Below are 12162 nucleotides of genomic sequence, written 5' to 3' on the forward strand. Positions count from 1 at the left end.
ATAAGGCTCAACGAGTCGATTCAACCTGTCACTTCTTTCAGACGCTTGTGGCCAAACGAAAAAGGGCAGCTTCTGCTGCCCTCGAAAAATCCGATTTACTTCAATGTGTTACTTGTTCTTCTCGAGAAGAAGCTGAACCAGTTTCTGGTCAACGTCGCCGGTCGGCGTCTGGCCATTCGCCTTCTGGAAGGCAGCAATTGCAGCGCGGGTCTTGCCGCCCATCAAGCCATCGGCGGTGCCGACGTCGTAGCCGTTCTTCTGGAGAATAAGCTGGATGTTACGAACAGCCTTCTTCATATCCACCGAGCCGGTGGTGAGCGGTTTGCTCTCGGTCCAAGCCTCCGGGACGTCGATGGAGTTGGTTGCCTGATCGAGCGGCTTGGCCTTCCAGAGCTTGACCAAATCCTTGGCGCGTTCAAGCTGTTCCGGTTTCAATGCCTTGGCAATCTGGTCGCGCTTGTCGGCAGCATCCTTGTCTCCAGCATTGGCGGCAAGCGAGAACCACTTGTAGCTTTCTTCCAGATTGCCTGGCATGCCCAGTCCCTTGGCCGCAAGGATTCCGAGATTGAACTGGCTGTCCTTCACGCCGAGTTCGGCGGCATCGGTGAACCAGCGCACGGCGGAAGCATTGTCAGGGTTGCCATTGGCGCCGGTTGCGAAAAGGACGGCGAGGTTGTGCATCGCGCTGGCGTTACCCTGCTGCGCTGAAAGCTGGTACCAGGTCTTGGCCTTTTCGAGATCGCGGGCCATGCCAAGGCCCTTCTCGTTGAAGTTGCCGAGACGATATTGCGCCGGGGCAAAGCCTTGACCTGCAGAAATCTCATACCATTTCGCCGCCTTGGCAAAGTCGGCGGCAACGCCGCGACCTTCCATATAGCGATTGCCGACCTCGAAGAGCGCACGAGCATCGCCCTTGGCCGCAGCCTCGCGAAGCGCTGCCGGACCGGCTTCTTCCGGTACAGGCGGAATGGCCGCCTGAGGCTTTGCGGCAGGTTCGGCCGATGCCGCCGTTTCAACAGGCTTCACCGGATTGGCGATTGTTGCGGCAGGCTGTTCAACCTCTGTCGGTATTTCCACCGCTGCCTGCTGCTCGTTTGCTGGTTCCGGGATTTCTTCCTGCGCAACTTTCTCCGCGCGGGGCTCTGCGATCGCGGGCGTGGTTTCCGCGGATTGTTCGAGGGCAGGTGTGGTGTCCGACGCGATTTTTGCAGCGATTTCGTCGGCTGGCGCAGGCGTGTTGTCGGTGGCAGTGGTGTCGATCTGCGGCGGTACTGTATCGATTGCCGTTTCCACCGGCTCGTCGCGGTTGAGGAAAGCTGAGCCGATCTGCAGGCCAGCCATCGCGATCATCACAGCACCGATTGCCATCAGGATCGGCTTGCGCTGGCGCTGGATCATGTCGCCGACTGATGACTTTTTCTTACCGGTGCGCTTGGTCGCGCCCTTCTGAAGCTGTTCGGATTCGGCGGCCGCAAGCTGGGCGGCGCGCCGCGCTGCCGTGATGAAGTCCACCTTGCCGTTGGCGGCAAGGGCCAGATCGGCAGCATCTTCGCGCTGGCGGCGTTCTTCGCGCACCCGCTTCATAATCGAATTGAGGTCCGGCATGCCTTCGCCCTGAGGGCGAGGGGATGGTGTCGTTTCCAGCTCCGGTTCTTCGCGTGTGATCGGCTCGATGGCCGCAAGATCGCTTTCAAAGGCTGGCGCATCAAGCGTCGCGTCAAAAGCGCTGGCTTCGAGCGTTTCGTCGTTCTTTCCGACGGATTTGTCGGCGCGGCGACCGCGTATAGCTTTCGCGAAACCGCCGAAGAGCGATGACTTCCCGGTCAAGTCACCTGCCTGCGTATCGGCGGGACCGGCTTCGCTCTGGACGGTTGCAAAAGCTGCTTCCGCTGCCGCTGCAGCCGGGGAACGTGGTGCCGACGGACGCGGCGATCCAGCGTTGGGGCTGGTGAAGGCCGGTTTTTCAGTGTCCGACGTGTCTGATTTGCCTGCCACGTCTTGCTCAAGCCTGGCCAGACGATCAACGATCTTGACCAATGTGTCGTGGACGGTCTCGAATGTCTTGCCGTTGCGCTCGTCGGAATTGCGCGCCAGGGCCTCGAGCGATTTCATGTCTTCGGCGAGTTGCCGGGCGATCACGCTGTCGCCATGTGATCCATGCTGCAGAACGCGCGCGACAGCACTTTCGGCAGCTTCGCGCGCTGCATCCAGCACTGTTTCGCGATTGGAGGCGATGGAGCGCTCGATGGAATCGAGACGCGGCTTCAATTCTGCGATCTCGGCAACGGGCTGCGCAAGATGATGGGCGATATTTGCAATCTGATCTTCGAGGCTGCGGATTGCCTTCACATCCAGTCCAGGGCCGTCATAGGTCGGCGCCTGAAGCAGACCCAGTGAAATCTGCTGCGAAAGATCGTCGAGGCGGCCTTCCAGAGTGTGGATCGCGCTGTTGTCGACATGCTGCGTGGCATATTGCGCGTCGAGACGCTCGGTCAGTTCTGCAAAGCGGCGGTCGATTTTGTCCAGAACGGAAGGATGAGGCTCCGCTACCCGGCGCTCGGCAGCGTCGAGCTTCTCGCCGATGGCTTCAAGACGTGCCTCTACAGCGTGATAGTCGGACTGGTTCAGATTCTCCATGACCTTGCCAACCTGATTGGCAAGCAGGTTAATCTGGTGCGCGAGCTGGTCGATGACGCCTTCCGGTAGCGCTGAGCCGCTTGAAAGACCGTCGATGCGAGAGGAAAGTTCGCCGAGCTTGCGATAGAGCGTGTCGGAATTCTGCTGCGTTGCCGAAGTGGCGAGCTGTTCTGCGAGCTCTGCCAAACGGCTTTCGATACGCTCCAGTCGGCGCGCACTGTCCTGATCCGGGCGCTGGGCGCGGCTGGTGGCAATGATAGCGCGGCTGATTTCGTCCAGCCGCTCATCGATCTGCTGCAGACGGCTCTGATCGAGCGACGACGCGTGTTGTGGGCTGAGCGATTCCTCGATGGAATTCGCGAGCTGGCCGATGCGATCCTCGATTGCGCTCAGGCGGTTCGACTGGGGCAACGTACCGATGGCGTCGCGCACCTGCTCAAGTCGCGAGCCTATCGCATCCAACGCCGGATCGACGGCGTTGTGGCGCTGTTCGAAGGCCTCGAAACGCGCGTCGAAGCGATCCCAACGATTGTTGAGACGATGCAGTGTTTCTTCGCGCGCGAGGCCCTGGACGGTGCGATTGAGCTCTTCGAGCTGGCGGCGGAGCGCCTGCGCGTTTGCCTCACTGCTGCGTTCGGCGAGAAGGCGTACACTGTCGTTGATACGCTCGAAATCATCGCTCATCTGCTGTGAAAAGCCTTCTTCGCTTGCGGCGCGCTGAAGGCGGGTCATCTCGCGGCTGGCACGGCTGACCTCGGCGCTTGAGGCATAATGTGGCTGCGGCTCTTCATGGCTACCGCGCATCCGACGCAGATTTTCGGCAATCTCGGCGAGGCCGGTTACAGTCTCGTCCGGATGGCGAACTGGGTGACGTTCGGAACGCAGAATATCACGCACGTCCGGGGCGCTGTCGTGCTCCAGATCCATCAGGCGTTTCTCAAGGCTCGCCAGCGTGCGGTTAAGTTCTTCCATGGCAGGTGATGACGCTCGGCGCTCGCGGCGGGCATTCAAATCGTCAATAATTGATCGTGAACCTGACGCCATATCTGGATTTGCCATGATAAATTCACTTTTTCTAATGATAGAGGCCGCCGGGAGCAAATTTCACCAGCGCAACAGGCAAGAATTTGCTCTGCTTACATTTGTACAAACGTGGTAAATAACTCGTTAATATATGCGGCTAAGTGAGTGCTTTCGTGGATGCCGAATAGCATCCCATGGTTGAGCGGGCTGAATTCAGCGTGTCAAACGCGACCCGGCATGAAAAGCGGATCTATCGAATACGAAAGATGCGTGAACCGCGGCGGTAAAATGTAAATCGAAGCTACGGCACTGACAGCAATGTCAATGTGAGCTGTCATCAACAGTGGTTCCATCGCGCAATCGCGCGGTGACCGGGCGTTTCCGGGGGCGGAAACAGGGTAGGACATGAGTAAACAGGCTAACGCACCAGGGCTGGTCGCAGATTTAGCAATTGCGGATTTGCTAACCGGCACAAGCGTGAATATGCGAAAGGAAGGTCAGTCAGGCGGTCAACTATACCGGATCGGCGATCTAGCGGAGGAGTTCGACCTGACGTTGCGCGCCTTGCGCTTCTACGAAGACAAGGGATTGCTCAATCCGCGTCGCGCGGGCGTGACGCGACTTTATGATTACAACGACCATACACGCTTGCGTCTCATCCTGTTTGGACGACGCATCGGCTTCACGCTGAGCGAGATGGGGCAGTTGATCAGCGTGTGGGAAAATGAGACCCGCGACGCTGTCGAAGTGGAGAAGCTACGCAAGCGTTTCAAGGAAAAACTGGTCGAGCTTGAGAAGAAAAAGGACGAGGTTGATCAGTCTGTCGAAGAGCTGCGAACCATCCTCGCACGAATGGGGCGACAGTCGTTTTGATTGCGGGTGTGTGAAGTTTGAAAATGTGGCTGCCCTTATCTGACTGACAGGATAGACAAGGGCAGCCTATTCGCTCGTAATGAAAAATATATATAAAAATCAACGCTTTTAGAATGCAATCTAGACCTTGACGCCATACGGGGAATGACGGAACAGCCTATCTTGTATCGGAAATATACAAGCCATTTTGCATCCTCCATTTTTGCTCTGCAGGCTGTGTTTGGTCTAATCCACCAACACAGATGTTGCTTGCAGGGCGAGAACGGGTCGCGCTTAGCAATAAGAAAAAGTTTTAAAACCTCCTGTTCATTGAAAACAAGGCCATCTTAACTGGATTTAGATCGATCTTAAAATAGCAACTTGCTGGGTAAGATTTCTCAATCTCTATTGCCTAATTTAACTAGCGCTAAATATTGAAATGTAATTTTGGAATAACTGATTTATCCGCAAGGAAGCTTCCGGAAGGCTTCGTTCTGGGATTCCTGAAAACTTGTATCGACTTGTGTCTCGCCAAGTGCGCTCTGGGGCGGCTTTGGACAATGAAACTACGGTTCACAGTTATTCGCCGTCATCTTTTTAATTTGGGTATATGTGTGCATCCACGAATGTGCGGCCTCGGCCAGATCGAAGTCAGAGCGAACTCCGCCTGGCAGGTCCGAATGTTTCAGCCTGTTGCATGAAGTGTGCCGTGGAGTGGGAACCTCGACGCATCGACGGGGTTATTCCAGCCTTGCGACTGATGGCGCATCCAAGATGTGCCCAGAACGAACAGATGGAGCGCCGGTCTGATCCAATCAGATCGAGTTCGCTCTGATGCGAAAGTGAGGCTGACAATGAAAAAAGCTCTTGTTCTGACCGTAGCGGCGTTTCTCGCTAGCTCCGGTTTTGCGCTGGCGCAGGATCGAGTGCTTATCGAAGTGCCTCAGGCAGCACGCGATTATGTCATCGCAAATCCTTCGGACCCGGTCGTCATTGAGGGCGAAATCAGTGACGGTTATGTTCTCCCTGATGCAATCGCGGTTCATCCGATCCCCGACAATCCGGGTTTCGGTTACATCTATGTCAATGGTGAACCGGTGATCGTTTCCATGCAGAGCCGTCAGGTCGTCTATTATACCGAAGGGCCGAATGCCGGTCCGCTGGTGCCGAATGAAGTCGTGACTTACATCGAAACCAATCCGGTTGATCCAGTCATCATCGAAGGAGATATAGCCGAAGGCATGGTCATCCCCGAGGATGTGCCGCTGGTGGCTGTTCCGGAGCAGCCGACTTATTCCTATGTTTATGTGGAAGATCGTCCGGCTCTGATCGATACGCAGACCCGCCGTGTTGTATGGGTCAAGTAAGCCTTCAAGGGTCGATGACTAGCAGAAGAGCGGCAGAATTGCCGCCTTTCTCATGTCTCACATGTGGTCATCCGGTCTACGCAATCGGCGTGATTTTCACCGTTCAGCTCGCGTTACCGGTCAAAAATGACCATTCACGAAGCCGCAAACTTGACCATAACACCACGCTGGCGAAAATATGCCTGCATGAGCTTCCTGCCGGAGCGATTGTTCTGCACCAGCTTGGCCGGATCGAACACAGCCTCTTTTAGGCCCGCGCGCTCAAGCGCTGCTTTCAGGGCGGCGATATGTAAATCGATGTCGACATTATCCGCCTGAAGCGATTCATAAATTCGGTCTGTCGCTTCCGCTACAGTAGGTTCGCTCACCATTATACTCCTGTTGTTGCTTGCAGGCGCTTATCACACTTTCCCTTCGACCACTATCAGGATGAAAAGCGTCTTTACATTGTAATTGCTGCCTTGGTTTGTCTTTTTTCAGCTTCTATCCATTGTTTTTATTATGTTTTTTCAATCACCTTCGGAAAGGTAAGGCCATTTCGCTTTGTTTGATTTGTCTCTTTTAAAGGGAAGATACAAAAAAAAGCCCGCTAAGCGGGCTTCGTAAGTTTCGGAATTGATTTTCTCACCGTCCCAAAGCGAAGGCTCCTCGCTTTTCAAGATCGGACAAATTGTAATAACTAGCCACGAATTTATTATCGTCGAAAAGTGGCGAGATGCCGATATCTGCCAATCGCTTCTTCATCCCAACTCGGTTCACACCGACCTTCTGACAGAAATCTACAAGAGAAATGAACTTGGATTTGAATTCTTGAAGCGAGTCTTCGTTAATCAATCGAGCCATTTTTGATGACCGCTTGTAATCCTTCTCCTTGATATAACCTCGCCTGAGAAGCTGCGATAGCGTGACATCCGATGTACCGAGTAAGTCGAGAGCCTGCTCGAAAGTTACGAAATTTTCTTGCATGTCAGACAGGCTCTGGAGTCGAACACGTTGAACTTCGAGCTTACTCACCCGTAGCCTTGTAAGCAGGCCGCCTTGGCCAGTAACGACACGAGCGTCTACAGAACCCTCGATAATCAGTTGGAGAATGTTTTCAAAAGCCATCGTAAAAGCGTGGGCGAGTTCCATTAGCGAACCCCACTCGTCTTCGTCATGTTCGACCGATTCCGCGTTTGCGAGCAACGCGGATTGAAAGCTGTCCAATTCCGCTTGAGGAATACGCAAATATCCCCTTTCGTTCTCTCGTTCTTCAACCTGGCCTACAAACCCGACTTTCACCAGCGTCCGGAACTGTTCTTCATCCACGCCGAGAATTTCTGCGGCAGCCGTAGATGTAAGGGTTTCGCGAGCGGCTTCTAAAATTGGACGGGCCCTCTCAGCATCAAAATAGATAGCCGAGTCATGCTGGTTGATGCGGTCGGTTAGTCCATGCGAGACAAGCAGGGTCTTAATGCGCTTTTTATGAATACCGAAGTCTGTGTGAGCAGAGTTCACGCAATAGACATAGCGGTGATCGACGGGATTGATAAAGGTCATGCCTGGACCAAATGGCATGTTCTTTTCGGCAATGTCTTGGAACAACGACACGAGAGGCGTGTATGCTGGCTTCAGCTTGTTGCGGCGAAGCCAATCGACAAGCTGACCGAAGAACTGCTCGACGAAACGAACCATCGGCCTTTTCTGCTCGATGGTTTCAATAATAATGCGCTCCAGTTCAGCCTGCCCTTCGCAGATAAGCCTAAATCCCCATTCACGCTGGTCCGTCGCCTCGTCCTGAAAGTGGGTGAGCTTATGAATCGCAATGAACTTTCCCATATAACCAGAAAGCTCAGCAACGATATGTGCGTCCAATGTGTCGACCAAATCGTCGGCTTCGGCGCGTTTGAAAATGCGGTCACGCAGAAACCTGTCCAGCATTGGAGCCGAGCTCCGCACATCATCGTGCGCCTGATCGCGGATTGTCTGGACATTTTGCTCGACGAACGTAGCAAAGTCGTCGCGCTGGTCAAAAGAGGTTACAAAGTGCTCGACCAACTTACGCCCATGCTTTGGACATCCTTCGATACCCCGACAGCTCCACCACGAGCGTGCATAAGGTCGCTAGATTGCCCGACCGATGCCTGTTTCCATGTCATTGAGAACGCAATGCGGACAGTAGCGAAGCATCTTTCCCGGACGCATTTCTTTATTGAAAATAGCGTGGCCAAGCTTCCAGTTGGAACCCGGATGTTGATGGACGATGCTTGCATTCGCTAAGCGTTCAATGGAAATCCCTGAAAGCTCCGAGATTTCCGCAAGCGCGTCATGATCTCCACGAACAATAGCTTCTCGGCTCGTGTGTGTGAAACCGAGCAATGATTGCAAGGAATCATAGCTATTCGCGCGCGCCAGGCGCGACACGAGGCTGATCGGACTTTCGTCTTCATGGAAGGGCAGGGTAACCGGCAATGTCATTTCTTGGTCCTTCCTTTTTTCTTGGGCTCGTTAGACGCAGACAGATCGGCGAGCACATGTTCAGGCGAGATTTCTGACCAACGTGCGGCTGAGAAGATATTGTGTTCGGGTAGGCAACCGCTCGATTCTTGATAGACGAATGCGAATGCACGATTTTCGAGCACCGTCCTGTCGTTTTTAACGGTCAGGATGCAAGCGGCACGGATAGTTTCAACAATCTTGCCTAGCCCGCCTTGAGCCGAGTGACACAGTCGTCCCACAAAGTCTGCTTCTCGCAGTTCATCCGCGATCTTCAGGCCACACATCTGTTCGGCAATTTTTGTCATGGCATCGTTGATGAATTGCTGATCATCAGTAGGGCTCTGCTCAACATAGCGGATGACCTTGCTACGGTTCGCGAGCTGGAGATCATTTGTCAGCAATTTGGCAAGATCCGGCACACCCGAAAAGATCGTATGCAAAGGCCAGTCAGGAATCTGCATAAGGCTCTTCAGCCCGTCCTGGACTTCGGTAATCACCTTCTGACTATCGTGACGAATGAGGTGTTGAGCCTCATCGACGTGCAGATAGAGAATACCTCTCGCTTTCAACTGAGTTTTCACAGCCGAAAACAGCTGGGTCTCAGTCTGCTTGGAGTTTGCTGGAAGCCCCATCGCAGACAACAGCGTGATCGCAAACCCCTTCATGGTTGATGAGCTTGATGCCTCGATACTGAGAAAAGGCGTGATGGTTTCGCCAAACTCATTTTCTCGCGGCTGAAACTCTGCGATGCGACCACAGTGGTGTTTCAATGAATGGGATTTGCCGCTCCCGGATTCACCAATTACAAATAATGCAGTCTGCCGAGAACCGCCGCCACCGTTCAGGTGATCATCAACGTTATCAACCATTCCTTGCAGCATATTGTGCAATTTTCTGTCGCGCGGACTTTCGAGATATGTGCTGTAGATATGTCTTTTGAGTTCTTTCAATTCGTCAGTGTTCATTGGTCCCGCCCTTCTTAAAATTCGTCGTAATAGCCGCTCCTTGAAACAGGAGGTTCTGTTTGAAGGTCGGTATCTGTATTGTTCGCCCTGGTTTCCAGCCGCTCGCTTTTCGCAGCCCGTTTTGCAGCTGCGATCTCCTTCTTCTGGACCGTTTGGTACTCGACAAAGGCCGATTCATCGGAGAGCTTCAGATCCCCTGGAAGAGAAGCGAGCGCTTCTAGTCCCTGCATCTGGTCATCCGGCTTTGCGATCCAACTGCCACACAATTCGGCTTCGAGCCTTGCCAGTGCATTGCTATCTAATGACCGCGCACCCAGCTTTGCCCTGATCATCGCGGCGTCACCGGAGGTCCGCAATTTATTGATCGCCCGGTACATAGCGGCGAGACCAGACTCGCTTTCCTTGGCATTAGCCAGACGAAGCTGCTGCCGTGCTACGATCCATTCCTCAAGCGAAACGTTATCGTCCAGTCCGATTTGGTTTTCGACTGAGAACCAGCCCTTATCCTTGCCTGCATAGACGGCAATGGAACGCAGATTCGCTGGATCGCACTTGATCTCAAAATCCGTCTGACCATGTTTCAGGCGAAGGCGCGTTAGCTCATCGTTCGAATAAGGAATGCCCATGAAAGACACGCCATAGGACGAAATCCGTCGCGAAACCTTCTCCCCAAAGATGTGAAGCATTTCTTCTTCGTCAGGCGCGACGTCGATTGGATATCGGGATGTCGCCTTCACCCAAGCATTGTGTGGTGTACCATCCGCGAGCCCTGCATGCTTCTTGTTGTGATAGATATCGCAGATCGCGTAGAGGAAGAACTTGATCAGCTCATCACTCTGCAGGCTTAGGCGTTCCTCCGGATTGTAGTCTCCTTTCTCGTGAATAGAACCGAAGGTTCGGCCATCAAAATGGTGGGCCACCATCGGACCAATGGTCTTGAAAAGCCGTTCGATAAATGGTCTGGCTTGTGGTTCACCCGCTGGTGGTCGGGTAAACGCAATGCGCGCATTCCTCAAAACTTCCTGCGTCCGCTGGCTGACGAACTCCTTGCCGTTATCGCAATAGATCTGGCGAGGACGAAGGCGTCCAATCCAGGGCGTTTCGCAACCCAACGCAGTGGAAATATGCGTTTTGTCGGACATGATCATTCTGATTGCTTCGACGGCATTGGCCGCATTCGGATTGGTGCTCGCCTTAAAAGCCAACACATAGCGAGTGGACACGTCGATGGCGGCAACGAACCAAATGCGAGTGCTTCCGATCTGATTACGATAGCTTTCTGGTAACAGGGACCACATCCCCGTTTCTACGAACAAGGACATCAATTCCACATTCCAGAAATCCATCTCGATCCGGTCACCCGGCACCTCGAAGTGGAAGCTCCGCTTTACGGAAGAAAGTCGTCTCTTGGCGTACGCCTCCCCATGTCGTCCAGCGACCTTCGCGTACTCATCAAAACCATCAATGATGCTCTCGAATTTTGTGCGCGAAACTTTTTTGATCTGAGAATCCGGTGATGAGTTCATCTCAAAAAGCTTGGCCAGATAATCCTGATAAACCTGTGCCTTCGATTTCTTCCTGTTATCCATGTACCGAAGAGCTTCGCTATGAGCGAATGCAATCGATTCCGGATCAGCGGAACGATAATAGATTCCAGGACCATGGTGACGTTGAACTAATCCGAGGACGTCGCCTCCGCATCCGTGGTACTTGGTGTAATCTCTCCAGAAAGTCTTGACCGATGGGGCGCGATAGAACGTGAGTTCCATCGGCCTGTCTGCGCGACTGGCGCTTGGGAGAAGGTTTGACTGGATCTCGGCGTGCCAAGTATTCAGAAGACGCTGGAGCTTCTCATTATTCCAACGTTTCCGCCCATATTCCGGGAATTCCGCGTCATAACGGTTGATCAGCTTTTCACGAACGAGAGCCAGCTTCTGAACCTTCTCAGGGAAATCAGAGAACTTTTTATCGCCGAAGATAATGCGTAGCTTCTGTTGCTCTGGTTCCTGATATCCATACCGAACCGAGGCGCGACCAGCAGAAATTTCATTATAGAGCTCCTGATGGCCGACAACGACTTCGTGGCTGTCGTCTTCCCTCTTGATGTGCCATCCCTCGTCGCCTCTGCAGACTGGAATCCAATGGGCGTTCTTATAGCTAAGCCTGTCGACCTTGCGCATGTTCACCAAAGAGCGCTGAAATGTGGCTGGCTGTGCAAAATAGCTGTTCATGTTAACCTCCTTTTTGAACGTAGCTGTATTGGTCGTCGTCTAGCGAACCACAGTCATCCAACTGAGTTCGTTGATCTGTCCCGGATTCACGGGCCTGATAATTTCGTGGTCGATAAGCGACCAAGCCGCAGTCCAGCGGCTTGAACGGCTCGTGCAGTTCTTGAACAATTGCCCAAACCGGAAGTGGCCCGGCCAATCCTTGATCGCTTTGACCAGCGCCAGATACTCGCTCTCATTGTAATGAGAACGGGCGCGTAGGATGTTCATGGCGTTCAAAAATGCATCGATGTTAGCCTCGACTTCGGTGAGAAGGCTTAGCTTGATGTCGGGGTGTAGAGCTTCAATCTCACCCAGTGTCCCGACGCATTCCATGCCTGCCTGTTGAATGCGGTCCAGCACATCTTGCATGGCCGCCTTTTTCTTGAACGGCTTAACTGCAATGGCCAGTTGCACTCCGCTTTTCAGCACCACGTAATAGTCAAAGATATGCTTTCGTCGGACGCCAAAAGCGTCGACGTAGCCCATTACCGGGTACTGTGAATGAAGTTCCTGAACGTCTCGTCGCGCCTGAATTAATGTCGAAACCCGGTGCTCAAGTTCACTTTCATG

General features: G+C 53.5%; 9 protein-coding genes. 2 read left to right on the top strand and 7 right to left on the bottom strand.

Translation table 11 applies throughout. The features are described from left to right. Positions 1 to 108: 108 nt before the first annotated feature. Positions 109 to 3696, bottom strand: a complete 3588-nt coding sequence (locus tag OHI65_RS06130) for an SEL1-like repeat protein (RefSeq protein ID WP_125300999.1) — start codon at positions 3694 to 3696, stop codon at positions 109 to 111. 369 nt (positions 3697 to 4065) lie between these two features. Between OHI65_RS06130 and OHI65_RS06135 the strand changes: the two genes are divergently transcribed. Together OHI65_RS06135 and OHI65_RS06140 are read left to right on the top strand one after the other, a co-directional pair. Then, positions 4066 to 4533 carry a MerR family transcriptional regulator gene (locus tag OHI65_RS06135; protein WP_029376010.1) on the top strand — a complete coding sequence of 156 codons (468 nt, stop codon included), beginning with the start codon at positions 4066 to 4068 and terminating at the stop codon, positions 4531 to 4533. An 833-nt stretch (positions 4534 to 5366) separates the two neighbouring features. After that, positions 5367 to 5879 (top strand): DUF1236 domain-containing protein, encoded by a 513-nt coding sequence (locus tag OHI65_RS06140; RefSeq protein ID WP_125300997.1) that lies wholly within the window; start codon positions 5367 to 5369, stop codon positions 5877 to 5879. A 134-nt stretch (positions 5880 to 6013) separates the two neighbouring features. Here the strand turns inward: OHI65_RS06140 and OHI65_RS06145 are convergent, their stop codons facing one another. The 6 genes from OHI65_RS06145 to OHI65_RS06170 all read right to left on the bottom strand — a co-directional run bounded on the left by OHI65_RS06145 (position 6014) and on the right by OHI65_RS06170 (position 12078). Next, positions 6014 to 6250, bottom strand: coding sequence for a hypothetical protein (locus tag OHI65_RS06145; RefSeq protein ID WP_029926552.1), 237 nt, complete (start codon positions 6248 to 6250; stop codon positions 6014 to 6016). A 253-nt stretch (positions 6251 to 6503) separates the two neighbouring features. Next, the gene (locus OHI65_RS06150; protein WP_264358542.1) at positions 6504 to 7916 is read right to left on the bottom strand and encodes a hypothetical protein; all 1413 of its coding nucleotides are present in this window, start codon (positions 7914 to 7916) and stop codon (positions 6504 to 6506) included. A 66-nt stretch (positions 7917 to 7982) separates the two neighbouring features. Continuing rightward, on the bottom strand, positions 7983 to 8336 hold the full coding sequence (locus tag OHI65_RS06155; RefSeq protein WP_264358543.1) for a TniQ family protein: 354 nt from the start codon (positions 8334 to 8336) through the stop codon (positions 7983 to 7985). Then, complete coding sequence (locus OHI65_RS06160; protein WP_123218523.1) at positions 8333 to 9322, bottom strand: ATP-binding protein; 990 nt, start codon at positions 9320 to 9322, stop codon at positions 8333 to 8335. The genes OHI65_RS06155 and OHI65_RS06160 overlap by 4 nt, the downstream gene beginning before the upstream one ends. Before the next feature lie 14 nt (positions 9323 to 9336). Then, positions 9337 to 11553 (bottom strand): DDE-type integrase/transposase/recombinase, encoded by a 2217-nt coding sequence (locus OHI65_RS06165; RefSeq protein ID WP_123218522.1) that lies wholly within the window; start codon positions 11551 to 11553, stop codon positions 9337 to 9339. Positions 11554 to 11592: 39 nt separating this feature from the next. Further along, positions 11593 to 12078: a hypothetical protein gene (locus OHI65_RS06170; protein WP_123218521.1), complete on the bottom strand. Its 486-nt coding sequence runs from the start codon at positions 12076 to 12078 to the stop codon at positions 11593 to 11595. Positions 12079 to 12162: the final 84 nt, after the last annotated feature.

It is taken from the genome of Brucella sp. MAB-22 (genome assembly GCF_025908475.1).
Taxonomy (GTDB): Bacteria; Pseudomonadota; Alphaproteobacteria; order Rhizobiales; family Rhizobiaceae; genus Brucella; species Brucella anthropi.

What these genes read in the sequence shown, in the direction of transcription:
- OHI65_RS06130 (WP_125300999.1), bottom strand. Translation starts at nt 3,696, where the DNA reads ATGGCAAATCCAGATATGGCGTCAGGTTCACGATCAATTATTGACGAT.
- OHI65_RS06135 (WP_029376010.1), top strand. Translation starts at nt 4,066, where the DNA reads ATGAGTAAACAGGCTAACGCACCAGGGCTGGTCGCAGATTTAGCAATT.
- OHI65_RS06140 (WP_125300997.1), top strand. Translation starts at nt 5,367, where the DNA reads ATGAAAAAAGCTCTTGTTCTGACCGTAGCGGCGTTTCTCGCTAGCTCC.
- OHI65_RS06145 (WP_029926552.1), bottom strand. Translation starts at nt 6,250, where the DNA reads ATGGTGAGCGAACCTACTGTAGCGGAAGCGACAGACCGAATTTATGAA.
- OHI65_RS06155 (WP_264358543.1), bottom strand. Translation starts at nt 8,336, where the DNA reads ATGACATTGCCGGTTACCCTGCCCTTCCATGAAGACGAAAGTCCGATC.
- OHI65_RS06160 (WP_123218523.1), bottom strand. Translation starts at nt 9,322, where the DNA reads ATGAACACTGACGAATTGAAAGAACTCAAAAGACATATCTACAGCACA.
- OHI65_RS06165 (WP_123218522.1), bottom strand. Translation starts at nt 11,553, where the DNA reads ATGAACAGCTATTTTGCACAGCCAGCCACATTTCAGCGCTCTTTGGTG.
- OHI65_RS06170 (WP_123218521.1), bottom strand. Translation starts at nt 12,078, where the DNA reads ATGGGCTACGTCGACGCTTTTGGCGTCCGACGAAAGCATATCTTTGAC.